Source organism: Rhodocytophaga rosea (assembly GCF_010119975.1).
Taxonomy (GTDB): Bacteria; Bacteroidota; Bacteroidia; order Cytophagales; family 172606-1; genus Rhodocytophaga; species Rhodocytophaga rosea.
In genome coordinates, this window is sequence record NZ_CP048222.1 from 2,439,841 (window position 1) to 2,464,394 (window position 24,554).

Genomic DNA, 24,554 nt, shown 5'->3' on the forward strand with positions numbered 1-24,554 from the left:
AACCCTAACATCTTTTTAACAGCACATTGTTGCAGATGAGTTACTTTTATGATTAAATTAAATCCTAAACTATCGAAAATTTTTAGCCAACCTAACTTAAATTTATGTATTCAACATTACGAGTATCAAAAATCATATGTGCTTCTGCATGTTTGATATCCTGGGCTGGATTTAGTGTTACCCCATCCTTTGCTGTTTCTGCAACTATTGGCAAGGAGGTATTTTTTAACACAGAAGCTCCGTTTTTTAATGTGGTATCCGTTGCCCAACCTATCTCGGGTACAGTTACCGATGAAACAGGCGCACCCTTACCCGGAGCAACTGTCCTGGTGAAAGGAACAACAAACGGCACTGTAACAGATGCAGATGGAAAATTTGTTATTGATGCCGATGCCAATGCCATTCTTCAAGTTTCTTTTGTGGGATATGTCGTGAAGGAAGTTTCCCTGAATGGACAGTCATCCATAGTTGTCCGCTTGGAACCAGAGCTTTCGCAATTGAACGAAGTGGTGGTGGTTGGGTACGGTACCCAAAAAAGGTCAGACATTACCGGTGCCATTTCTTCTATTAATAGTGAAAACTTTAATGCTGGGGTTGTTACCAATCCGGGGCAGCTGTTACAAGGAAAAATTTCGGGTGTAAATGTAACAAGTGCCAGTGGCGAGCCTGGTGCCGCTCAAAATGTTATTATTCGTGGTGTAGGGAGCTTGCGTTCCGGCACACAGCCGCTGTATGTGGTCGATGGTTTTGTGCTCGATAACTCCTCTCAGGGCCTTGATACTAATCCGCTGAACTTTCTGAACCCCAATGATATTGAAAGCATGGACGTGTTGAAAGATGCCAGTGCTACAGCCGTATATGGTTCCAGAGCGTCAAATGGCGTTGTTGTGATTACCACCAAGAAAGGAAAAGCCGGAAGAACGGAAATGAATTTTTCTGCATCTACCGCCTGGTCCTCCTTGTCCAATAAGATTAACGTGTTCAGTGCCGACGAGTTTCGTACACGGGTACCAGCCGAGGGTGGAACCTTGCAAGACTTTGGAGGGAACACAAATTGGCAGGATGAGTTATCTCAAACAGGTATGTCACAAAAGATCGATTTATCTGTTGGCGGATCGGCCTCTGATAAGTTCTCCTACTACGCCTCAGCAGGTTATCAGGATCAGGAAGGAATCCTGAAGAATAGCGATCTGAAAAGGTACTCCGGTAAGCTGAACATCACTCAAAAGGCATTCAATGGAAGGCTGAATGTAGATTATAATCTTACAGCTTCTCACACCGAAAACTTACGGCCCAATATAGGTTCTACCATCAGTGATATGCTCAGTTTGAATCCAACTGTTCCGGCCTATACCGATGGTGAGCCTACTTTGTTAATTACCAATGCCTTAAATCCGTTAAAAAGGTACCAGATATATAGTGATAATGCCATCAATAACCGGATTTTGGCGAGCATTTCACCATCCATAGAAATAGTGAAGGGCCTTGTTTATAAGCTCAACCTCGGCGTTGATTACTCCGCTACCGACCGGGACCAGCAGTACAAACCTTTTACTTCAGTTGTAAATGAGTCTAATGTTGCAAATGGGTCTCTGACTACATTTATTAACGGAAATACCAATAAACTGGTAGAAAATACGCTTACCTACAACTGGCATAAGGATGTTCACAACATTACCCTGTTGGCCGGACATTCCTATCAAAGCTTTCTGGAGGAAAACAGAAACTTCACCTATAACGGATTCGCAAGTAATAACATCGAACCTAAGTACCAGGACCAGACCAGTACAACCCAATTTCCCACTACGGTGAGTTCGTCAGCCGTTAAGAACGAGTTGCAATCCTTCTTCGGTAGAGTAAATTACTCCTTAGCCGAGAAATATTTGTTTACGGCCACCCTTCGTGCCGATGGCTCCTCCAAGTTTGGCCAAAACAATCAATACGGCTATTTTCCCTCTGTTGCCCTGGGATGGAACATCAGTAAGGAAGATTTTATGAATAATTCAGCTTTTGACAACCTGAAGCTGCGTGCCAGCTGGGGGCAAACCGGTAACCAGGAGATTCCATCCAAGATTACGAAAGCCAGCTATTCGGAAGACCGCTTAATCACAGGAGGTCAGAGTTATAATACCTATCCCTTAGATCCCAATGCCAATGCCATTGGTAATTACCCGTACGGAATTGTGTATACACGACTGGCGAACCCCAATCTGCAATGGGAAGTGTCTACGCAGATAGATGCGGGCCTTGATTTTGCATTCCTGAATAACCGGCTGAGTGGTAGCCTGGATTATTTCAACAAAGTGTCGTCTAACATTCTGTTGGAAGTTACGCCAGCTGACCCTGTTCAGCCTACAGCGACCTACTGGACTAATATCAAGAACATGAAGATCCAGAACAACGGTATCGAGCTGGAGCTGGATTACAATGGCAATGTAGGTAATGATTTTTCTTATACCATAGGAGGTAACATTACCTACATTCAAAACAAGGTAGTAGATTCACCTTACTCTGTACTGACCACAGGAGCAGCACAGGGCTCGGGACAAACGGGTGCGACTATTAACGGCTATATCAATAATGAGCCCATAGGCGCATTTTATATGTTTGAGTTTGAAGGCATTCGTGAAGACGGCCTCAACCAGTTCAAAGATGCCAATGGCGATGGTGCCATCCTGGACAATGACCGCCGGGTGGTCGGTAGTGCTATTCCCAAATTTATCTATGCCTATCACCTGAACTTTACCTACAAAGGGTTTGACCTGGGGATCAACTTCAATGGCGTATCCGGAAACAAAATCTACAATCATACCGCCATGAGCCTGTTTACCAAGGCACAATTAACCAAGTCTAATAATACTTCTGATTTTGCAGTCCGGTATCCGAATGAGGCTATTTCAAACGCCAATACTGTATCTACACGCTACCTGGAGAATGGATCTTTCCTGAGACTCAATAACGCAACGCTGGGATATAACCTATCTGGAGATAAGATCGGATTGTCAAATGTATTACGAAATATCCGTTTGTCTGTAACTGGTCAGAACCTGTTTATCATAACCGATTATTCCGGATTTGATCCTGAGATCAATACAGGATCGACTTTAGGGGGAGTTCAAACCTTTGGGATCGACTATTTTACTTATCCTAAAGCCAGAACATTTCTGATCAGCCTTAATGCAACATTCTAGAAAGCAAACAAACCGTTCTCTTACATCACTTAAAAAAGAAATCAGATGAAAAATATACGATTTAATAAAGCACTGCCGATCATTATATTTTTACTTACATTTTTCGGTTGTACCACATTAGAGGAAGAAATCTTGGATGAGTCTCTGACCGGAACCGGGCAGGCAGAAGTCGTCAGTGGATCAATAGCCCCAGTATATGGCCTGCTTCGCCAGGTATGGTTGCATACCAATAATTTCGGCTTGCAGGAAGTTGCCTCTGATGAGGCCATTTTACCCTACCGCGGCGGCACAGACTGGTATGATGGAGGCAAGTTTATTGCCGTTCACCAGCATTTGATGACCCCCAGTAATGGTTTGGTATCAGATACCTGGACATCTATCACGTTATGCTTATCGAGAGCAGTTGTTGCCGAGGAAAGGCTAAAAGCAGAAGTTGAAAAGGGAAATACCGCAGCCACTGATGCGCTGAATGAAATGATTGCCATGAATGCCTACCTCAATATGCTGGCACTCGACAATTGGGGCCTGATTTTCAAAAAAGAACGTTCAGACCAGTTATCCGAAATCCTCAGAGGACAAGAAGCAATCGATTATCTTGAAGAAAGGCTGTTGTCGGTAGTGGACCTTATGAACAATAACAACGGTCCGGGCAGGTTTAACAAAGATGCCGTAAGTGCCTTGCTGGCCCGTTTATACCTGAATGCTGCCGTATATCGTGATCCCTATGGTACGCCTACCTTTACTCAGGAGGATATGAATAAGGTGATCCAGTATACAAGCAGTATTATTTCGGGAGCCCACTCCTTGTCGCCTGAATATTTCGCACTGTTCAACGATAATAACCACGCCAACACTGAGTTGATCTTTGCCCTCGACCAAAGGGGCGTACTGCAAAACGAACACCAGCGATGGGCATATTGGTCCATATCCGGTGATCAGGTTCCAAGACCCGAATTCCCAAACACCCGCGGGACCGATGCCACAGCCGCCACCCCTGATTTTATTCAAACATGGGCTGATGCGTATGGCAGTGTAGAACAAGCGGAGGCAGATGCCCGTTTTTACCAGAAAAATACCATTATACCGGATGGATTGAAAGATCTTACCGGGATAACTCCGGCCAATGATGCAAACCATTACTATTGTGTGGATGCTAAAAGTTTTGAAATCGACCGGGGATTTGTCCGTGGGGTGATATGGGGGCCCAGAAAAGATGCTGGAGGTAACATATTGACTTGTGCCGATGGAAAAGTAAGGATATATCCGGTTATCAATAAAAGAACCAGTGGTGCAAACCTCCGGTATGTTGACCATACGCTTCAGGTTGATTTTACAGCACCAGGCAGTCTGCATAATACCGGTTACCGGTTTTCCAAATACCAGTTTAGCCGTACTGGTATTGACTGTTGCTCCTACAGTGGTGTGGATCTGGTGTTGATCCGGTTGGGAGAGATTTATCTGATGCGGGCTGAAGCGAAACTGAAAAATGGCGACAATGCCGGCGCTCTGGCAGATGTGAATACCTTACGGGCATCCAGAATCGCACGCCCTACACAAACTCCGCCAGCCTTGAGTACGATTGATCTGGATATATTGTACCGTGAAGCGGGATTTGAATTATACTGGGAAGGCCTCAGACGAACCTATCAGATACGGTTCGGCAAATATGAAGGAAACTGGACTGATAAAAATGATAGTGATGTGCACAAACGATTGTTCCCCATCCCTCAAAAAGCAATGGATGGTGCCTCCAGCGAACCAGGATTTTTAGTGCAAAACGCAGGATATTAATCCAATATTGAACAAATAACCGGCAAGAAACAAGATTTTCTTGCCGGTTATTTAATTTAACTAATACTCTTTTATTTTAGGTATATTATTGATGCTATGTGTTTGAGTCGGAATGAGATAATTACACTTTTGATGAGGGCGCAAATAAAAATAGCTATTTCCATTGTTTAAAATAATCTATTCCTGGTAATATCTTGTGTATTTTGATGGAAATTTGAATATAAGTTAACATCCATTCACACCCTTCTATAGCACTACCTCATACTGCTTACAAATGCTTCGTATTAATTCTCTTACTCTCTCTGCTACTATGCCTGTTAAAATCTTTTTCCAATACTTGGTAATCCTTACAATGTGGTATTTACAATCATACAAACTATGGGAAGTTTTTCGGTAGTTTTGCATCCGGCAAACTTACTAAAGTCTTCGCCTAAAGGCGAGGGGTTTTCTCCCTGTATGAGACAAAAAAATGTTTATATAAACTTCTCCCAAATTAATCCTATCAGAAATATTCTTACATTTTATAATATTTTAAAATTGACATAGTAAATCTTTAAAGGTATAATAGATTAATTATCAATCATTATATTAATTTAATCATCAACGAATAGCTAACAACAATTTAAGTATTATGCTTTTGTTAGAATAAACTTAAATGAGTCTCATATTGATCTGTTTGTCGCTTGTATTCCCATAGTATAAAGGGTATCTTATTTCTATATAAGCCACAGTTAAATGATTAGCTATTGTTAAGCTTTATTAATTTTGATCTTAGGTAGCTTTACTATTTATTGCAGCATGAAAAAATTAAGTCTACTTTTTTTCGCCTGTGTTATTTTTTTCATCTCCTCAGAATCTTTCGCACAGCAGACATTAGTACTTTCTAATTATACCTTTTCAGAACATACTACCCTTATTGGTACTATTTCTGACAGAGAGCCTGGAAGTAGTACTAATCTTAAGCTGGTAGGACCGAGTAATTCTATATTCAGGATCGATAAAGACAAAAAGCTGTATATTAAACAAGGACGCAAAGATGCGGATGCTTTATACAAAGACGTAATAATTGAATTCCAGACGCCGCAAGGAAAATCCACGGATACGATACGGGTGGTGAAAGATCAATTTATCCGCAATCAGGTAATTGCCCACCGTGGGGCATGGAAGCAGCACGGCACTTCTGAAAACTCTATTGCTGCCTTGCAATATGCGATTAAATTAGGATGTATGGGGAGTGAATTTGATGTGCATATGTCGGCAGATTCTATATTAGTTGTTAATCATGATCATATCGTTGGCCAGGTGCCTATTGAGACTACTTCGGCTTCCCAGCTGGCTGAATTGAAACTAAGTAATGGAGAGAATTTGCCTACCGTAGCAGCCTACCTAAAAGAAGGCATGAAGCAGAATAAAACTAAGCTGATTCTGGAGATAAAGCCTTCTAAAATAAGTAAAGAACGCTCTATTGCTTTAGCCCGGAAAGTGGTAGAAATGGTAGAAGCCCTGAAATCCCAGGGATGGACCGACTATATCAGTTTTGATTATGATATCTGTAAAACCATCATGCAACTGGCTCCTTATGCAAAAGTAGCTTATCTGAATGGCGACAAATCCCCAGCAGAGCTGGCAAATGATAGACTATTTGGCCTGGATTATAACTATAATGTACTGAAAAAAAATGAACAATGGTTAGAAGAAGCCAGAAAGCACAAGATTACTGTAAATGTCTGGACGGTGAATGATAAAGAGACTATGCAGTGGTTTCTGGACAGGAAAGCAGATTTTATTACCACCAACGAACCGGAGTTATTACTGGGTATCATTCAAAAATAATTACCTGTAGTATTATGCTACTTTTAGCTTTCACCCCTACAGAATATAAAAAAGCAAAGTGATTTTATCTTCCGCCTGTAAATAAACCGGATAAGTCTTTGTAACAGAATGGATAAAATCATTTTGATACCGCCGACAAGTACTCACCCTTTCATATCAGGAAACAGGCTTATCTCATATGAACCGCAGAAGATTTATTGAATCGCTTTCTATTGCAAGTGGCGCCTTAACGTACGGATTAGGCAGTATCTACTCCTCAAGCGTTTATGCAAAAAATACTTTTCTTGCCAGCGAGTACCTGGCTGATGTAGTGATTGCCGGAGGTGGGTTAGGCGGTGTGGCTGCAGCAATGGCTTCACTGCGGAATGGTTTACGGGTAGTGCTTACTGAGGAAACCGACTGGCTAGGCGGACAAATCTCCCAGCAGGGTGTGCCTCCCGATGAACACCAATGGATAGAAACCCACGGAGCAACCAAACTCTACCGAGATTTCCGTACGGCAGTCCGGGAGTATTATAAACGCTACTATCCCTTAATGGTCGAAGCCAGAGCAAGAGTCAACTTAAACCCCGGCGATGGGGCAGTTTCCAGATTATGCCATGAACCCCGGGTAACACTAGCAGTGCTACAAGATATGCTGAATGCCTACATAAGTTCGGGGCAACTCACGCTCCTGATGGAGCACAAAATAACCGGGGCAGACACGACAGGCGATAAGGTAGCTAGCCTGAAAGCAAAAAGCAGACGCAGTGGCAAAGAAGTTACCCTTTTAGCGCCTTACTTTATAGATGCAACCGAACTGGGAGATCTGCTTGCATTAACCAAAACCGAATATGTAACCGGCACAGAATCCAGAAAAGAAACGCGGGAATTACATGCACCTGAAAAGGCAGATCCCCATAATGAGCAAGCTTTTACTGTTTGCTTTGCCATGGATTATGTAGCTGGAGCTAATTTTGTGGGAGATAAACCTGCTGGATATGACTTCTGGCGGAATCATACTCCGAAATTAACGCCTGCCTGGTCAGGTAAATTACTGGACCTGCACTATTCCAGCCCTTCTACCCTGGAATCTAAAGCGTTAGGATTTCATCCGGAAGGTATAGCTACAGGCAATGCTCTTAACTTGTGGAATTACCGCCGGATCATTAACAAAAATAATTTTAAGCCTGAAGCTTATGCTGGCGATATAACCATTGTAAACTGGCCACAGAACGACTATATGCTCGGCAAGTTAACCGATGTTCCAGAAAAAGATTTCAACAAACATGTGGAGCATGCTAAACAACTCAGCTTATCTCTTTTTTACTGGCTTCAAACCGAAGTACCCCGCCCCGATGGAGGCCAGGGATGGAAGGGACTGCGCCTACGGGGCGACGTAATGGGCACCGAAGATGGGATGGCCAAGTACCCCTATGTCCGTGAATCCCGCCGGATTAAAGCGGTGTTTACGGTGCTGGAAGAACATGTAGGGGCAGCCAACAGAGCCTTGATTACAGGCAAAGAATCCGGAAATACGGCCGCTGATTTTTATGACAGTGTAGGCATTGGTTATTACCACATTGATCTGCATCCCAGCAGTGGCGGAAATAATTATATAGATTTTGCTTCATTGCCTTTCCAGATTCCCTTGGGCGCCTTGCTTCCCAGACGGATGGAAAATTTGCTTCCGGCTAACAAAAATATCGGTACTACCCACCTTACCAATGGTTGTTATCGCCTGCATCCGGTAGAGTGGAGCATAGGAGAAGCAGTAGGTTTACTGGTAAACTATTGCCTCAACAAGAAAATTATTCCCAGAGCTGTACGGGAAAAAGCTGTCGTGCTGGAAGATTTTCAAACAATAATCCGTTCACAAGGTATAGAAACTCACTGGCCCAAATAAGAAAATTGAACAGTAGTCTTATTATTCTGTTTTAGTTCGTTACTTATACTGAAGCTGTTTAGGATAAATAAAAAGATTTCCAAAGAAGTGCGAATTTTGTGTTGCAAAGCATAAAAACACACTCCAATGAAAATCTTAGATAAAGATAGCATAGACAGATATATATTAGCAAATCTTTCAGTAGGAGAAACAGGCAAAGCATGTAGCAAAGAATTGATGAGAGAAGTGGTAGCATTGATTTTATATCGGTTAAAAACAGGTTGTTAATGGCGAATGCTGCCTCTACAGCAGTTTTTTACTACAGAAAGCTTAAGCTGGCAAGGCACTTATTATCATTTTAATGAATGGGTCAAAGATGGTTCCTGGAGTAAAGTATGGATTGCTATTCTGTCTGCTCATAAAGATAAACTGGATTTGTCAAGCATGCAGTTGGACGGCAGTCATACCCCTTGTAAACAAGGTGGAGAGGCAATAGGCTACCAGGCAAGAAAAAAGACAAAAACCACTAACAGTTTGTTTTTAGCCGATAATCAAGGAAACATGCTAGCCTGTGCTACACCACAAGAAGGTCAGCATCATGATTTGTTCAATATTCAAACGCTATTTGAAGAGCTTTGTCAGATGCTTACCAAGGCAGGGATTGATTTGAAAGGTCTATTTTTAAATGCCGATGCAGGCTTTGACTCAAAGGAACTAAGAAAGATATGTAAGGAAAAACAGATTGAGGCTAACATAGCTCTTAATTCCAGAAATAGTGTATCACAAAGTGAAGAGTATGTATACTTTGATGAAGAGCTATATAAATGCAGAACAGTGATTGAACATGCCAATGCCTGGATGGATAGCTTCAAAGCACTGCTAGTCAGGTTTGAAAAGAAAACCACTACTTGGCTAGCCTTATTACTGTTAGCTTTCTCAGTCCGTTTTTTACGTAAAATCAAGCAAAAATCTAAATCCTAAACAGCTTCACTATTTATTTTGAATATCTAAGAAGAAATGATGTAAAGTTTTTGTTGGCTCCTTGTCTGGAACTCGTTGCCATTGTGCTTAATAACCTGGATTTAGCCTCTTCGCTGCTCTTATGCGGTAAAGATATTTTAGGATAAGTCATCACTTGTAGAATAAAACAGGTTTTTCACTCAAATAAAATTTAACCAATTGCAGACTGGGTTCAAATACTTACAAACAGTGCCAGCATTATATGTAAGTATTTAAACCCATCTGTCAGCCTACTATTGTTCTATTTATAATTTTGTTAGGATGTTTTCCATAATACCTTGTTATATATCCAACGGATAGCTAAAGATACCAGAAGCTATAATCTCGGGATGAAGTGAGTGCAAAGTCAAAAAACTATAGGGAGACTAAAATTACGCTAAAATGCAGGTGATATAGGAAAATTAAACAACAGTGACTCCATGGCCAGTTTATGCCATTACCGTTTTAGTTGGACTTTTTTTCTGATTGTATTTTCTATGTGGATCAACAGTCATATACTCAAACAAGAACCTATTGACCAAACAGCCTGGATCATTTTAGGAGCCTTGCTGTTAAGGATATTTACAATTGTAGTTGCCCTGGCCAGTATACAAAAATGGGGGCAGCAGTTTCCGCCATGGGCAGTGCTAGGTGGATTATCTGGCTCAGCAAGCGCACAATTGATCTATCCCATAGCCGAACTGTTTGCAAAATTAGTCCTACTGACCAGCCTAATAGAATCATCTACTACAGGGTTAGGGAATATGAGCCTGACTGGTTGGTTTAACTTAAGCGCCATGTGCGTAATATTTGGCATACCGGGTATGTTATTTGTTCTGGCAGCAAAAAGCTATAAACAAAGCACAGCTATTTCAAACAGATGGGCTGGATTGGTGGCCTACCAGGCATCATTACTTTATTTTAATTGGCTAAGAAAGACTTTTATTCTGTCAGAACCCAGGGGAAAAAATATTTTTTCGCATGAGCTTTCAATCTTTGGTAATTCATTAATAGGAGTGTTAATTTCACTACTCCTTTACAGTGGCTTTGTCAGGTAAAAAATGCGGCAATTTCTTGTCTTTCCTGATAGTCTTCAATTTCACTCCCTGGCCTTGATCTTTCTTATCGTAAATGTGCCACATATATAGTAAGCAAGGTATGTCTGTTAGCTGATTTAAAAAGCCGGGAATAAAAAACAATTTTGCTGCCAACTTTGATGTAGTAACGCTTGGTTCTCTTGAAGATCTCCCAAATGTATTAACTAAAATATCAGCGTTTGTAGAAGTGATGAAAAAATTACATGCTAATCAGCAACATAGGCTTTCATATATAACCATGTGATAGTTACCTAAATAGACTTTTGTACTATAAATTCTAAAACAAATTATAGTATGAAGAACTTATTACCCATTGGTAGCCTTATTATAGGAATTACCCTTTTCTCTATTCAATGTTCTGCACAAACGGCTTCCTCACAATTAGCTTATGAAGCGGTTCCTAATGCAAAAAAAACAACGGCTAGTACACAAAGTAATTTAGCCGCTGTTGTTACTCAATCCTTCGAGAATAAATTCAATGTAGGGGTACACATCGAAAACAAAGAGGAAGGCAAGTTTACAGTTAAATTAAAATCTGCTTCTTCGGTTTTACATAAGGAAATTATAAAGAATAAAACGTATGTACGTAGATATGATATGTACAATTTACCGGTTGGCGATTATGAGATTGAAGTGGATAATGGGAAAGATGTATTCACACAAAAAATTACAATTAAAAAAAATAATGGCGTTCGTGTATTAAGTCTCCATTAAAATGCCCGTATGTATCCATACGAAATATTCATAACAAAACAGCCCGGATAATATCCGGGCTGTTTTGTAATATATTATGCGTATATTATATTCAAATACTTTCTTTATCAGCCACTTATGGAATAGCAAATTGTGTCTAAATAATGTATTATAGGTGGCTTCTGCTCTTAGAATTTTTTCCTTCTGAAATATCCTTTCTCCTGCTTTTCATTGACAATCTACGGTTTGCATCAAAACGATTTTTTGCCCTATCTTCTATATCATCCAGATTTTCCGGTTGAAGAATTTAACTATTTTTCATACATCCATATCTTAAACCTAGCCAATTTTAGTTTACTATTTCAATTTAATCAAAAGAACTATTGAATATGGTCAAAATGGGGAATATGTCCCTTTATACAGACTGAGCAGCAACAGGAAGTTCCTATATAGCTTCAGACTTAATTCATGGATTTTACTGGCAATTTATGCTGTATACGTAAGTGATTTTCTTATTAAAATGATATTAAATATAAAATTATTGCTTTTTAATATTTATTTATCTAAACTGTATTTTCACTCATAATCCCACAATTAACCCTTTAACCTGAAAAATTATGTCTAGCAACAAAGGAGTAGCGTATATCAAACCCGGGGTGGTGGAAGTACAAAACATTGATTATCCTAAGTTAGCCCTTGGCGACCGTAAATGCCACCATGGGGTTATCTTAAAAGTGGTTTCTACCAACATTTGTGGCAGCGACCAGCACATGGTACGGGGCAGAACGACGGCACCGGAAGGCCTGGTATTAGGACATGAAATTACAGGCGAGGTAATTGAGGCCGGCAGAGATGTAGAATTTATTAAAGTAGGTGACCTGGTTTCAGTACCTTTTAATATTGCCTGCGGAAGGTGCCGCAACTGTAAAGAAGGACGAACCGGTATTTGCCTGAATGTGAACCCAGCCCGGCCAGGAGCTGCTTACGGCTATGTGGATATGGGAGGATGGGTAGGAGGACAGGCGCAATATGTAATGGTTCCGTATGCTGATTTTAACCTGTTGAAGTTTCCTGATAAAGACCAGGCTCTGGCAAAAATAAAAGATCTTACACTGCTATCTGATATATTTCCAACCGGATATCATGGCGCAGTTACCGCAGGAGTGGGTCCGGGTTCGATTGTATATGTGGCCGGAGCAGGTCCGGTCGGATTGGCCTGTGCAGCTTCCAGCCAGTTACTAGGAGCAGCTTGCGTCATTGTAGGAGACATGATTCCCGAAAGGCTGGAGCAGGCCAGAAGTTTTGGCTGCGAAACCATTGACTTACGGAAAGATGTGTCTCTGGCAGAGCAAATAGAAGCAATAATAGGTGTACCGGAAGTAGATGCAGCTGTAGATTGTGTAGGTTTTGAGGCACGTGGACATGGACATAATTGTCAGCATGAACAACCGGCTACTGTGCTCAATTCGGTCATGGAAGTGACCAGAGCTGGGGGCGCCATTGGTATTCCCGGCCTGTATGTAACCGGCGACCCAGGTGCTAAGGATGATAATGCTAAAATCGGGATGCTCAATATCCGGATCGGTCTGGGATGGGCTAAATCTCATGCATTCTATACTGGCCAGTGCCCCGTTATGAAATACCACCGCCAGCTAATGCAGGCCATTTTGTACGATAAAATACAGATTGCCAAAGCCGTAAATGTGCAGGTAATCAGCCTGGAAAACGCCCCTAACGGATATAAGGATTTTGACAAAGGAGCAGCGAAAAAGTATGTACTTGACCCTCACGGAATGGTGCCTGCTTAATTTCACACTGAACCAAAAGCCAGATAGATATGCTATCTGGCTTTTGCTTTTTAATAGTTTTTGTACAAACGGATTCTATTATTAAACGAGCCGGGAAATATGGCAATAGCAGCAATTAAATATACAGCAGGCAAGCCGCAGGAAACACTGGAATCTCTGGCCAGGGAAGAAGCATTACAGATAAAAATTAATTGCCGGGCTTATACCATTACCATGCGAACCCCCGGCCAGGATGACAAACTTGCCCTTGGCCTGCTTTTTACCGAAGGCATTATTCATTCTCGGGAGGATATACTTTCTGTATCGCAAATTCCTGCGCCACATGGCGATCATACGCTGGTTGTAGAGGTAACTATAAGAGAGGAAGTAGTAAGAGGAAAAAACCTATTTAACCGTTCCATTGCTTCCAGTGCTTCCTGCGGTGTATGTGGCAAAACAGAACTGTGTGACCTGGTAAGTCCTCAACAAATAATTACCACTTCCAAAAAACTGGATATCTGCTTAATTCCGGAACTATTGCAGCAAATGCATGCCAGGCAGTCGGTTTTTGAGCATACTGGTGGTTCTCATGCAGCAGCCCTATTCAGTATTGAGGGAAAATTACTATCTGTGCAGGAAGACATTGGCCGCCATAATGCCGTAGATAAAGTAATAGGCGAGTTATTTCTTGACAATCTACTGAGCCAGGCCGACATTCTGTTTGTAAGCGGAAGAGTATCCTATGAAATTGTAGCAAAATGTGCCCAAGCCGGTATACCATTTCTACTCGCCGTATCTGCCCCTTCCTCGCTGGCTGTAGAGTTCTGCCAGAAGAAAGGCATTACACTGGTTGGTTTTTGCCGGGAAAACAGGGCCACTGTGTATGCGAATGAAGGTAATATCTTGCAACAGGCCAATATGCTGCAAACTTTCAATAACCAGCCTCATGAAACCAGCTACTTCTAAATCTCTGCCTACTTATTCTGCGGCAGGATTTGCTGCATTAACATCCAGTTTACGGCATATCCTGCATGAAAAGGCTGTATATCCGGGTGTAAAAGCCCTGCTTCGGATGAATAAACCGGGAGGATTCGATTGTCCGGGATGTGCCTGGCCTGATTCAAAACATCCCTCTGTCGCTGAGTTCTGTGAAAATGGCGTAAAAGCAGTGGCAGCAGAAACTACGACCAAAAGAGTTACCGCAGAATTTTTTAATCAGTATACCGTCAGTGAATTATTGCAGAAAGATGGATACTGGCTGGAACAACAAGGCCGCCTGACCCAGCCGATGCAGTATAATTCAGCTACTGACAAATATGACCCCATTTCCTGGGAAAAAGCATTTTATACCATTGGCCAGACCATTCAGCACTTGTCTCATCCGGATGAAGCTGTTTTTTATACCTCAGGACGTACCAGCAATGAGGCGGCTTTTCTCTACCAGTTGTTTGGGCGGGAGGTAGGCACCAATAATTTTCCGGATTGTTCCAATATGTGCCATGAATCCTCTGGTGTAGCTTTGGGAGAATCCATAGGAATAGGCAAAGGCACTGTATTACTGGAAGATTTTCAGGAAGCGGAAGCTATTTTTATTTTTGGGCAGAACCCGGGTACCAACCACCCCCGCATGCTGATTGAACTGGAAAAAGCCCGCCAGAGAGGGTGTGAGATTGTTTCATTCAATCCGCTGAAGGAAATCGGACTGCAACGCTTCACTCACCCGCAGAAAGTAATTCCCACCCTGCTCAACAAAGGAAGTGAGATTTCTTCCTTGTACCTGCAACCCCTGATCGGCGGTGATTTTGCCCTGCTCAAAGGCTTAATAAAAGTGGTACTAGATGCAGAAGCGCAACAAACTGGACAGCTGGACTGGCCTTTTATCAAAACGCATACTACTGGTTTTGAGCAGCTGAAACAAGATATTGAACAAACCAGCTGGCAGGAAATTACGACACAATCCGGATTAAGCCAGGAAGAGATCACGGCTGCAGCAACTATCTATTTGAAGTCTAATAAAACCATTATCTGCTGGGCGATGGGGCTTACCCAGCATACACATGCAGTAATTACCATTCAGCAGATTGTTAATTTATTGCTTTTAAAGGGAAATATTGGAAAGCCAGGTGCCGGCGTATGTCCGGTAAGAGGCCACAGCAATGTGCAGGGCGACCGAACCATGGGTATTGTAGAAAATCCCAAAAAGGACTTTTTAGCCGATCTGGAACGTGTATTTGGTTTCAAACCTCCACAAGAACCTGGTTATCATACGGTAGAAGCGATCAAAGCCATGCACCTGGGAAAAGTAAAGATATTTGTCGGGATGGGCGGCAACTTCGCCGCTGCCACTCCTGATACAGCATTTACCGAAAATGCCCTGCGCAAATGCAAATTAACAGTACAGATCAGCACGAAATTAAACCGGAGTCATCTGGTAACCGGTGAGCAAGCCTTAATCTTACCTTGCCTGGGCAGAACAGAAGTTGATCTGCAAAACGGCGTTCCCCAGAAAATCACGGTAGAAGATTCGATGTCGATGGTGCATGCTTCTGAAGGAAAAAACCAGCCTGCTTCGCCACACTTGCTTTCTGAACCTGCCATTGTAGCCTGTATGGCCATTGCTTCCTTGCCTCACACCACAACAGACTGGAACGGACTTGTGAGTGATTATGACCGCATACGTAGTAAAATTGAGGAAGTATTCCCTTCATTTAAGAACTTTAATGAAAAAATTAAACACCCTGGAGGCTTTCATCTGCGAAATTCTGCCCGTGAGCGGGAATGGCACACGCAAACCGGAAAAGCAAATTTTATTTCGGCCCCCCTCCCAGAAATGGAACTGGCTCCAGGACAATTCCGGCTAATGACCATCCGCTCTCATGACCAGTATAATACGACTATTTATGGCCTGGACGACCGTTACAGGGGTATCAAAGGAGAACGTAAAGTAGTATTTATTCACCAGGAAGATATGGCACAGGCAGGCTTACAAGCACATGACCTGGTAGATATACAGAGCCTGGATGCACAAGGAACCGCAAGAAGGGTAACCAACTTTAAATTAATTCCTTATGATATTCCCAGAGGATGTACAGCTGCCTATTTTCCGGAAACCAATGCTCTAGTCTCTATTGATGCAGTAGCCCATAAAAGCCATACGCCTGTTTCAAAATATATTGTTGTTACCTTGGAAAGGAGCATCAGATAAGGGAATATAGTGTAAAACAACTGGCTTAAGTATATTAATATATAGTATTCACCGATGGCTGATCTCACCAGAGAAATGCTTATTTTTCGAACGAATATCTTTGTGAAATTACCTATTATATTATGCAACCCTTCAAACTACTAATTACAGTCTTATTTTTCCTGCTTTTCTCTATTTCATTGTTTTCTTTTATTATGCAACCGCCACAGCAAAAGACAAAACCGGTGGTGATTGGCTATGTAGGAGGGTATAAAGGCCTGGTAGAAACAGATAAGATTGATGCCCGTAAATTAACCCATATAAACTATGCCTTTGTAGATGTTAAAAATCATCAGGCATTTCTGACTAATGAAAAAACAGATACGGTAAATTTCAGAAAGCTCAATGCACTAAAAAAGATAAATCCCCAATTACAAATATTGATTTCCATCGGCGGATGGTCGTGGAGTGAAAATTTTTCAGATGCAGTACTGACGGATGCTTCCAGAAAAAAGTTTGCTCAAAGTTCAGTGGATATCATCAGAAAATATAAACTGGATGGCGTAGATATTGACTGGGAATATCCTGGCATGCCCGGTGAGGAAGGTAATGTTTACCGGCCCGAAGACAAGCAGAATTTTACACTCATGTTTAAATCTTTGCGGGAAGAACTGGATTTACTGGAAAAACAAGAAGGCAAGAAAAAGTTGCTCACCACAGCCGTGGCTGGTTTTGCACAGTTTTTAGATCACACAGAAATGAATAAAGCCAGCCAATACCTGGATTATGTAAATTTGATGACCTATGACCTTTTTTCCGGAGATACTGCTGTACATCATGCCGGGTTATATGCTAGTCGTCTGTACAAATCAACAAGATATTCAGATCATGCAGTGCAAGCTTTTATGAAGGCTGGTGTTCCAGCTAGTAAGCTGGTATTGGGTATTCCATTTTACGGCCGTTCTTTTAAATTACAGGCAGAAATTCAACAAGGAATTGGACAGAAAAGGATATCACAAAGCTACCTGGACGGATATACGCTGATCAAAGACAGTCTGGTGAATAAAAATGGCTTTAAGTCATACCGGGATGATGCCGCTAAAGTTCCTTATCTGGTGAATGCTACTACCAAAGAAGTGATCAGTTACGAGGATGAAATCTCTGTGAGGGAAAAATGTAAGTATGTCAAGGATAAGAAAATAGCAGGAGTCATGTTCTGGGAATATACTTCTGACCCAAAAGGATATCTGCTCAACGAAATTCACCAAGCCCTTCAAAAATAGTAACCTGCTCAAATCATACATAACTTGTGCACTTGTACCTTTCTAAACAGACAGGAATCAGTACACTTAGCCAATATTTCATGTTTAACCCTAGGAAAAAATTAATTACAGTATTTTTCAGAAAGTACATAGGTGCTCAAAAACTCGTTGTATTGATCCTGTTTTGTATTTGTATGGGATGTCTGGGAAACTTGAATATATGCATGGCACAAACCGATCAGGCTTCCACTCCCTTTAAGGTGCTGGCACTGGCTGAGAATGGCGGGCATCACATCCGGTATTCACAAGCGGCTAAAATATGGCTCACACAGCTTGCAACTCAGCACCATTTTTCCGTTGACTATATCGAAAACACTGATAAAATAAGCGAGACTTTTCTTAGCCAGTACCAGCTTTTCATACAGCTAGATTATGTACCCTATGGGTGGAAACCTGTGGCATCGGCTGCTTTTGAGAAATATATCACATCAGGCAAAGGCGGATGGATCGGTTTTCATCATGCTACTTTAATGGGAGAGTTTGATGGCTATCCGATGTGGCAGTGGTTTTCAGCATTTATGGGAGGTATCCGCTATGTTAATTATATTCCCAGCTTTGTTTCTGGAGAGGTAATCGTGGAACAGGTAGAACATCCGGTAATGAAAGGAGTTCCCTCCACTTTTACAGTGAAAACAGAGGAATGGTATATTTATGATAAAAGCCCCAGGCCTAAGGTGCAGGTGCTTGCCAGAGTAGATGAAGCGAGTTATCAGCCAGATTCAAAGATCAAAATGGGAGATCATCCGGTGGTTTGGATAAATCCGGAAATGAAGGCCAGAAATATCTATATATTTATGGGGCATTCTCCGGATTTATTTGAAAATGAAGCCTATAAGCAACTGGTCCAAAATGCAATACTCTGGGCAGCTGGCAGGCAGTGATTGATTTCTTACCCTAGCTACTTATAATTGCCAGTAAATATACTTTTGTAAGACAAGCCAATCCATAGTTTTAACCCTTAATCCATGTACCAGCCTATACGGTTTAGCCACTCTTTGTTACGAGTTTTTTTTCTTTGTTTCATCTGTTTCTGCTGTATGAGTCCACTTTTAGCACAGGTTTCTACAGCTAAGTTTAAAGTACTTGCCTTGTATACAGCAAAGAATGATCAGGCGCATATCAGTTTTGTAAAAGAGGCCAACCAATGGTTTACCCAGATGGCTGCCAAGCATGGATTTACCTATCATTCCACTACGGACTGGAACAAATTGAATATAAAAGAACTTTCTGCCTACCAGGTGGTTGTTTTTTTGGATACCAGGCCTGAGGCTCCTGAACAAAGAAAGGCTTTTGAGCAATACATGAAAAACGGAGGTGCATGGATGGGTTTTCATTTTGCCGGATTTGCCTTAACACCTTCTGCCTATGATCAAAACTGGGACTGGTATCATAACCAGTTCATTGGCGCAGGTGAATATAAGTCGAATACCTGGCGGCCAACATCTGCTGTCTTAAAAGTAGAAGATTCCGCCCATCCGGCAACCAAACAGTTACACTCCACCTTTACTTCTGCTCCAAATGAATGGTATAGCTGGAAAAATGATATAGGAAAAAATGACAGTATCAAAATCCTGCTTTCTATTGATGAGAAAAGCTTTCCGCTGGGTACTGGCCCTAAACCTCATGAAATCTGGCATAGCGGCTATTACCCGGTGGCCTGGACGAATATCCATTACAAGATGATCTATATGAATATGGGCCACAATGATATTAATTATGAGAATAAAACCAATAAAACACTCTCTTCTACATTTTCCAGTAAGCCTCAGAATCAATTTATTATGAATGCGCTGCTATGGTTAGCACAAAAAGATTGATAGTATGTAATGGTCACCTGAAAATTGAGATAAAAGGTTCTTAAAATTTGCCCATTTGTTTATGAAAAGAATACTTGCCGCTATATTCATTTTTATCATCTGTATAGGCACTTTTTCCTATGCACAAGACAATACGCTTGCGTATCAGCAGCAAGTAGAAGCGGACCGGAAAAAGAAAAATACAGAATTTAAAACGGGTGAAAAATCTCCCCTTCCTCAAAAAGAACGCAGAAAATTCAAAGGTTTACATTATTTTCCCGTAGATAGTACCTACCGGGTAGAAGCTGTTTTTGTAAGAGATTCTACCCAGGCTCCTTTTAAAATGAAAACTACTACTGCCCGTTTGCCGGAGTATGTAAAATATGGAGAACTGCATTTTACGCTGCATGGAAAGCCTTTTATGCTCACCGTATTTCAGAACCTGGAATTAGTAAAAAAGCCAGAATACAAAGATTATCTGTTTATTCCCTTCACGGATGAAACCAATGGCTTTGATAGTTATGGCGGAGGCCGCTATATCGATTTCCGGATTCCGGCTACTGAAAAAGTAATTCTTGACTTCAATCAAGCATATAATCCATATTGTGCCTATAGCCCAACGTACTCCTGCCCCATCCCTCCTGCCGAAAATCAACTACAGGTACAAATCCATGCCGGGGAGAAAAGTTATCATGAATGAAAGGAATACTACTGAATCTCTTCCTGAACACTTTCAACAGATTGGGCGGAGGCAATGGCACATTCGACCCGGGAGGCTAGTATTTTCCGGTCAATTAAAAACCGTTCCTCCTGGCCGGATTCCAGGCGGCCATGTTCATAAATATAGTTGCCGATTTCATTGTCGTTGGCATTAAAGTAGGTGATCCGGATGCTCACATTGTCAAAATCCATTTCTGAGGTATTGGTCAGGGTTGCCCGTACGGTAAGTTTCCTATCCCTAACTTCAGAAGATTCCTCCGTTATTTCGTTGGTATCTTCTTCGGCTATTTCGCACACCAGGTTGATGTATCTGGCAGCATCTGTTGAAGTGAGCCGGGTATCCTGAGTTGGTTCCTCTTCCTGAACTTCGTCCGGAGTTTCAACCGGAGGGGGATCTGTTTTCTTTTCTTTCTTTTTTTCGGATGAACCCTGTGACAACGTTGTTTCTGTATTTACGGGAGTATTGGTCTGAACCGGAGTATCTTCTTTTTTCCTCAAAAACAGCCATCCTGCTACCAGCAATACAGCCAGCATAAGCGCGAGCACCCAGCCTTTGTTTGCAGATTTTTTCTGCGTACTTGTTACTTTCGTTACCGAGGGATTTTCCTGTGAAGGTTTACTGGTTTTATTCTGAAAAGTAATGGTAGACCCTACCGGCAAAGACATGGTTCCCATGAAAGCTTCCTTAAATTCCTGGCAATCCTGAAAACGTTCCTCTGGTTTTTTGGCCGTTGCTTTATCAATGACCGCCTGCATCCTGGCAGACACATTCGGATAGTACTGGCTGGCTCTGGGCAGTGGTTCGTTTACAATTTTATTATACACCGCAAATTCCGTCGCGTTCGGGTCATCGTATGGACTTCTGCCGGTCAGCATCTGAAACAAGGTAACCCCCAGTGAATAAATGTCGCTGCGTTTATCTACAGGTTCGCCTTTTACCTGTTCCGGGCTCATGTATAAGACGGTACCCATTTTTGTACCAGCCTGCGTAAGCGTATGTGTCCGCTGGCTAAGCAGTTTGGCAATTCCATAATCCAGGATTTTCATTCTCTCCCGGCCGGTGATCATGATATTCGCCGGTTTTACATCCCGGTGAATTACACCTTGCTCGTGGGCATAAGCAAACGCATCCAGAATTTGCATAAAAAGCGGAATTGCTTTACTTTCAGGAATAGGACCAGAAACCGTTTGTATATAGTCATCCAGGGTTTTCCCTTCTACATACTCCATGATCAGATAGAGGCCATTTTCCTCTTCCAGGTAATCAAACAGGATCACAATATTGGGATGATGCAGCGAAGAAAGGGTGGAAGCTTCGTTTTTGAAACGTACCCGGATGCCCGGATTTTTGACCAGAGAAGGATTAAGTGCTTTGATGGCCACTTTACGGCTCAGTTGCATATGTACAGCCAGATACACACTGCCCATACCCCCTTCACCCAACAAAGATTCAATCTTATAATTAAGTATCTGTTGTCCGATCATGCTATTTTTTCTCTGCAAAAGGAATGACAAGCACTTCTCCCCTGGAAGCACGGTCGGCTGTTTTGGCATTGGCCGCCATAATTAATTCCTTGCTTACCCCATATTTTTTAGCCACCACATTCAGTACATCTCCTGCACCTACCGTATGCCGTGCCCGTACTTTCACCCGGAGTTGCGTTACATCCGACTTCAAATCTTTGCCCTGGTCTTTGATGGAAGGATTCCAGCTTTGCAGCGACTGGTTGGTTACATTATATCTTCTGGCAACCGAACTAAAAGTTTCGCCAGCCCGCACCGTATGGGTGATATACGTTTCCTGACCAGCAGCTGTTTTCGTAGTTGTATTCGCTGTTGTAGCCGTTTTTTCTTCTTTATTGACTTTTTTAACAACCGAAGGCTTTTCTGTAGTGGTACTAATAGGTTTGGCAGGGCTTGGTTCTTCGGTTGCTACCGCCTCAGTTTCTATATCCTCACTTGTTTCTTCATCAGCGGTAGTAGCACCAGGTTGCTCCTGTGAAAGTTCTGAAGTGGCTGGAGTTACATCCGACATCTGGTCGTAACCGATGATGAACAAAATAAATACGATACCCACCAGTACGCCCAGTACAATCAATGCCGGGTCTACTTTCTGGTGAATAGGTGCTGCCTGAACTTTGGTTTTCTTATGTTTTGCCTTGCTTGTGGTGGCCATATCTTCTGTGATTCCGCTTGCAGCGGCTGTGTCAAATTGAATCAATTGAACGGTAATATTATCGTAGCCGCCGGCATCATTGGCCAGTTGTACGAGCTTCATCGCTTTGTTTTGTATCGGAATCCTTTCAGACAATATCTGTTGAATTGTAGTATCGTTAATCATGCCATTAAGCCCATCGGTGCAAATCAGTAAGGTATCACCCATAGCCGGATGAAATGGCTGTTGGCTTACTTCAACCTCTACTTCCGGCAGGGTGCCCAACGCACGGGTGAGCTGATTTTTCCTTGGATGATTTTCCGCTTCTTCCTCTTTGAGCATACCTTGGTCTACCATTTCCTGCACGACTGAATGGTCTTTGGTAAGGCGCTTCAACCCTTTGGCAGACTGCAGATATAAACGGCTGTCACCTACATGCGCATAATACACTTCATCATTCCGGATAATAACTACTACACACGTCGTACCCATTCCCCGAAGATGCGTATTCTGATTGGCATGGGCATATATCTGTTGATTGGCAAACAAAATAGATTGCCTCATGGCTTCCGGAAGGTTGTCGTAAAATCCATGTTCAAAAAAGCGGCGTATGCTATCTACCGCCAGTTGTGAGGCTGTGGCACCTCCGGCATGTCCACCCATTCCGTCGCACACGACAAACAGATGCCCATTTGCGTTTTCAAAATAGCCCAGGTAATCTTCATTGGCTTCCCGGACTTTGCCTACATCTGTATGATTCCCGAATTGAAAATTTTTCTGATTGCTTGCTGTTGACATGAATCCGCCGTTTCTAAACAATAAAAATAATCAGTTTGTAACTAAAACTGATATAAACAGCGATTTATTTGATTAGTTGCGAAAACTTAGGATTAGTTTTGCCATGCTTCTTTCTGTGCTCAATCCATTTACTGAGCAATTCATCAGTATGTAAAGTGATTGGAGGAGATACTACTATCTGGTCTTCATACCTGGAAAAATAACTTACGCTATAAGTAGGAATATAAAATTGAATCTGGAGAGAATCTCCATAATATTGTCTAAACTCATCCATAAATCCAGGGCTATCAACGGCTGGCGGGTCCATAAACATAGTAAAAGGACTTCCATAATCAAATGTTATCTCTTCATCACTATAAATAGGTAGGTTAGAAAGTCCTGTTCCACAATCATAACTTATATCTAAGTCACTCTCTTCTGAATTCCCGTTTGTGAATACTCTAAACTTTGTAAAAACTACTGGATGTTCTCTCTCCCAAGATACATGATAGAAACGCTCCCCACTTGTGTTTTTAAGTGTTAGTATCAAGGAATCCGGGTTGAAAAAGTCTTCTTTCTTTATTTTCCATTCTAATGGCCGGATTTTAACAATCTCAAACTCAGAATAAAACTCACCATGTTTCTCTATTCTAGCAACTAACCTATATTTTCCTATTTTCAATTTTTTACCAAATATAAGATAATCTATGTTTGAACCATTGAATGTAGCCTTCTGTAAACCTGGGTTATTCACAAGCCAGTAGTCAACTTCCATCGTATCAAATCCAGTTGTATCATCCCGGCCCTCAAAAACTGTATAATCATAAATATAATTTACCTTGTCTTCCTCTATGATTGTGACATCATTCGTTTTCTTCCAGCTGCCTTCTATCTTTTCTTCAAACCAGAATGTGTGCGGATGTGAAGTGTAATTACTCATTTCGATTTTAAAATTCTGGCCATAACCTATGTGTTTAGGATTATAAATAGTAAAAAGTTCTGGAACATATGGTGGATTAGGTTTATTGCTTACCAACATATAATTATTATCTTCCGAATCAAAACTATAATGTAATCGCCATTTTGTAAGATTAGGTTTTAAGCCCTCTCTGGAAACAGTATGTTCGCATTCTCCTACAAACAAAGCATTTCTTTCTTCCTTTTGTATGCCCAGATAATTTGTGATAAAACCACTCAGGTATATATCAAAATAATATTGCTGATCAAGCATCTTATGATTGTTGTAATAATCAGTAATCATTGCTGAAAGCAGCAACAATAGCATAATTGGAATACCAATCAATAACTTCTTTGTCAATTTCATATACTAATCAGTCTACTAAAA

Annotated in this window: 19 protein-coding genes; 15 read left to right on the plus strand and 4 right to left on the minus strand. The window is 41.7% G+C overall.

Translation table 11 applies throughout. The annotated features are described in order from the left end of the window. Positions 1-104: 104 nt before the first annotated feature. Both GXP67_RS10215 and GXP67_RS10220 read left to right on the plus strand, forming a co-directional pair. The gene (locus GXP67_RS10215) at positions 105-3,191 is read left to right on the plus strand and encodes a SusC/RagA family TonB-linked outer membrane protein (RefSeq protein ID WP_197901673.1); all 3,087 of its coding nucleotides are present in this window, start codon (positions 105-107) and stop codon (positions 3,189-3,191) included. Between the two features lie 45 nt (positions 3,192-3,236). After that, positions 3,237-4,982, plus strand: a complete 1,746-nt coding sequence (locus GXP67_RS10220; protein ID WP_162443038.1) for a RagB/SusD family nutrient uptake outer membrane protein — start codon at positions 3,237-3,239, stop codon at positions 4,980-4,982. 246 nt (positions 4,983-5,228) lie between these two features. Here GXP67_RS10220 and GXP67_RS38255 read toward each other — a convergent pair whose 3' ends face one another. Then, the gene (locus tag GXP67_RS38255) at positions 5,229-5,387 is read right to left on the minus strand and encodes a transposase (protein WP_162443039.1); all 159 of its coding nucleotides are present in this window, start codon (positions 5,385-5,387) and stop codon (positions 5,229-5,231) included. A gap of 393 nt (positions 5,388-5,780) precedes the next feature. On the opposite strand from GXP67_RS38255, the gene GXP67_RS10230 reads away from it, so the two are divergent. The 13 genes from GXP67_RS10230 to GXP67_RS10285 all read left to right on the plus strand — a co-directional run bounded on the left by GXP67_RS10230 (position 5,781) and on the right by GXP67_RS10285 (position 20,257). Continuing rightward, positions 5,781-6,815: a glycerophosphodiester phosphodiesterase gene (locus tag GXP67_RS10230; protein WP_162443040.1), complete on the plus strand. Its 1,035-nt coding sequence runs from the start codon at positions 5,781-5,783 to the stop codon at positions 6,813-6,815. Positions 6,816-6,993: 178 nt separating this feature from the next. Further along, complete coding sequence (locus GXP67_RS10235; RefSeq protein ID WP_162443041.1) at positions 6,994-8,700, plus strand: FAD-dependent oxidoreductase; 1,707 nt, start codon at positions 6,994-6,996, stop codon at positions 8,698-8,700. 126 nt (positions 8,701-8,826) lie between these two features. Further along, the gene (locus GXP67_RS37345) at positions 8,827-8,967 is read left to right on the plus strand and encodes a hypothetical protein (protein ID WP_232065097.1); all 141 of its coding nucleotides are present in this window, start codon (positions 8,827-8,829) and stop codon (positions 8,965-8,967) included. Between the two features lie 6 nt (positions 8,968-8,973). Next, complete coding sequence (locus GXP67_RS10240) at positions 8,974-9,660, plus strand: transposase (protein ID WP_232065098.1); 687 nt, start codon at positions 8,974-8,976, stop codon at positions 9,658-9,660. A gap of 458 nt (positions 9,661-10,118) precedes the next feature. Next, the gene (locus GXP67_RS10245; protein ID WP_162443042.1) at positions 10,119-10,736 is read left to right on the plus strand and encodes a hypothetical protein; all 618 of its coding nucleotides are present in this window, start codon (positions 10,119-10,121) and stop codon (positions 10,734-10,736) included. Positions 10,737-11,069: 333 nt separating this feature from the next. Continuing rightward, positions 11,070-11,489: a hypothetical protein gene (locus tag GXP67_RS10250; RefSeq protein ID WP_162443043.1), complete on the plus strand. Its 420-nt coding sequence runs from the start codon at positions 11,070-11,072 to the stop codon at positions 11,487-11,489. A gap of 596 nt (positions 11,490-12,085) precedes the next feature. Further along, complete coding sequence (gene fdhA, locus GXP67_RS10255) at positions 12,086-13,276, plus strand: formaldehyde dehydrogenase, glutathione-independent (RefSeq protein ID WP_162443044.1); 1,191 nt, start codon at positions 12,086-12,088, stop codon at positions 13,274-13,276. A gap of 99 nt (positions 13,277-13,375) precedes the next feature. After that, on the plus strand, positions 13,376-14,221 hold the full coding sequence (fdhD, locus tag GXP67_RS10260; protein ID WP_162443045.1) for a formate dehydrogenase accessory sulfurtransferase FdhD: 846 nt from the start codon (positions 13,376-13,378) through the stop codon (positions 14,219-14,221). Beyond that, the gene (locus GXP67_RS10265) at positions 14,202-16,460 is read left to right on the plus strand and encodes an FdhF/YdeP family oxidoreductase (RefSeq protein ID WP_162443046.1); all 2,259 of its coding nucleotides are present in this window, start codon (positions 14,202-14,204) and stop codon (positions 16,458-16,460) included. The genes fdhD and GXP67_RS10265 overlap by 20 nt, the downstream gene beginning before the upstream one ends. A 122-nt stretch (positions 16,461-16,582) precedes the next feature. Then, a complete protein-coding gene (locus GXP67_RS10270) occupies positions 16,583-17,722 on the plus strand; it encodes a glycoside hydrolase family 18 protein (RefSeq protein ID WP_197901674.1) in 1,140 nt (379 codons plus the stop codon). 203 nt (positions 17,723-17,925) lie between these two features. Next, positions 17,926-18,642 (plus strand): ThuA domain-containing protein, encoded by a 717-nt coding sequence (locus GXP67_RS10275; RefSeq protein ID WP_232065104.1) that lies wholly within the window; start codon positions 17,926-17,928, stop codon positions 18,640-18,642. Positions 18,643-18,798: 156 nt separating this feature from the next. After that, positions 18,799-19,578, plus strand: a complete 780-nt coding sequence (locus GXP67_RS10280) for a ThuA domain-containing protein (RefSeq protein WP_162443047.1) — start codon at positions 18,799-18,801, stop codon at positions 19,576-19,578. Positions 19,579-19,639: 61 nt separating this feature from the next. Continuing rightward, the gene (locus GXP67_RS10285) at positions 19,640-20,257 is read left to right on the plus strand and encodes a DUF1684 domain-containing protein (RefSeq protein WP_162443048.1); all 618 of its coding nucleotides are present in this window, start codon (positions 19,640-19,642) and stop codon (positions 20,255-20,257) included. 8 nt (positions 20,258-20,265) lie between these two features. Here the strand turns inward: GXP67_RS10285 and GXP67_RS10290 are convergent, their stop codons facing one another. The 3 genes from GXP67_RS10290 to GXP67_RS10300 all read right to left on the minus strand — a co-directional run bounded on the left by GXP67_RS10290 (position 20,266) and on the right by GXP67_RS10300 (position 24,533). Then, the gene (locus tag GXP67_RS10290; protein WP_162443049.1) at positions 20,266-21,780 is read right to left on the minus strand and encodes a serine/threonine protein kinase; all 1,515 of its coding nucleotides are present in this window, start codon (positions 21,778-21,780) and stop codon (positions 20,266-20,268) included. Further along, positions 21,764-23,230 (minus strand): Stp1/IreP family PP2C-type Ser/Thr phosphatase, encoded by a 1,467-nt coding sequence (locus tag GXP67_RS10295; RefSeq protein WP_162443050.1) that lies wholly within the window; start codon positions 23,228-23,230, stop codon positions 21,764-21,766. Before GXP67_RS10295 ends, GXP67_RS10290 begins: the two co-directional genes overlap by 17 nt. Before the next feature lie 64 nt (positions 23,231-23,294). Continuing rightward, positions 23,295-24,533 carry a hypothetical protein gene (locus tag GXP67_RS10300; protein WP_162443051.1) on the minus strand — a complete coding sequence of 413 codons (1,239 nt, stop codon included), beginning with the start codon at positions 24,531-24,533 and terminating at the stop codon, positions 23,295-23,297. Positions 24,534-24,554 lie beyond the last annotated feature (21 nt).

What these genes read in the sequence shown, in the direction of transcription:
- GXP67_RS10215 (WP_197901673.1), top strand. Translation starts at nt 105, where the DNA reads ATGTATTCAACATTACGAGTATCAAAAATCATATGTGCTTCTGCATGT.
- GXP67_RS10220 (WP_162443038.1), top strand. Translation starts at nt 3,237, where the DNA reads ATGAAAAATATACGATTTAATAAAGCACTGCCGATCATTATATTTTTA.
- GXP67_RS38255 (WP_162443039.1), bottom strand. Translation starts at nt 5,387, where the DNA reads ATGCAAAACTACCGAAAAACTTCCCATAGTTTGTATGATTGTAAATAC.
- GXP67_RS10230 (WP_162443040.1), top strand. Translation starts at nt 5,781, where the DNA reads ATGAAAAAATTAAGTCTACTTTTTTTCGCCTGTGTTATTTTTTTCATC.
- GXP67_RS10235 (WP_162443041.1), top strand. Translation starts at nt 6,994, where the DNA reads ATGAACCGCAGAAGATTTATTGAATCGCTTTCTATTGCAAGTGGCGCC.
- GXP67_RS37345 (WP_232065097.1), top strand. Translation starts at nt 8,827, where the DNA reads ATGAAAATCTTAGATAAAGATAGCATAGACAGATATATATTAGCAAAT.
- GXP67_RS10240 (WP_232065098.1), top strand. Translation starts at nt 8,974, where the DNA reads ATGCTGCCTCTACAGCAGTTTTTTACTACAGAAAGCTTAAGCTGGCAA.
- GXP67_RS10245 (WP_162443042.1), top strand. Translation starts at nt 10,119, where the DNA reads ATGGCCAGTTTATGCCATTACCGTTTTAGTTGGACTTTTTTTCTGATT.
- GXP67_RS10250 (WP_162443043.1), top strand. Translation starts at nt 11,070, where the DNA reads ATGAAGAACTTATTACCCATTGGTAGCCTTATTATAGGAATTACCCTT.
- fdhA (WP_162443044.1), top strand. Translation starts at nt 12,086, where the DNA reads ATGTCTAGCAACAAAGGAGTAGCGTATATCAAACCCGGGGTGGTGGAA.
- fdhD (WP_162443045.1), top strand. Translation starts at nt 13,376, where the DNA reads ATGGCAATAGCAGCAATTAAATATACAGCAGGCAAGCCGCAGGAAACA.
- GXP67_RS10265 (WP_162443046.1), top strand. Translation starts at nt 14,202, where the DNA reads ATGAAACCAGCTACTTCTAAATCTCTGCCTACTTATTCTGCGGCAGGA.
- GXP67_RS10270 (WP_197901674.1), top strand. Translation starts at nt 16,583, where the DNA reads ATGCAACCCTTCAAACTACTAATTACAGTCTTATTTTTCCTGCTTTTC.
- GXP67_RS10275 (WP_232065104.1), top strand. Translation starts at nt 17,926, where the DNA reads ATGGCACAAACCGATCAGGCTTCCACTCCCTTTAAGGTGCTGGCACTG.
- GXP67_RS10280 (WP_162443047.1), top strand. Translation starts at nt 18,799, where the DNA reads ATGAGTCCACTTTTAGCACAGGTTTCTACAGCTAAGTTTAAAGTACTT.
- GXP67_RS10285 (WP_162443048.1), top strand. Translation starts at nt 19,640, where the DNA reads ATGAAAAGAATACTTGCCGCTATATTCATTTTTATCATCTGTATAGGC.
- GXP67_RS10295 (WP_162443050.1), bottom strand. Translation starts at nt 23,230, where the DNA reads ATGTCAACAGCAAGCAATCAGAAAAATTTTCAATTCGGGAATCATACA.
- GXP67_RS10300 (WP_162443051.1), bottom strand. Translation starts at nt 24,533, where the DNA reads ATGAAATTGACAAAGAAGTTATTGATTGGTATTCCAATTATGCTATTG.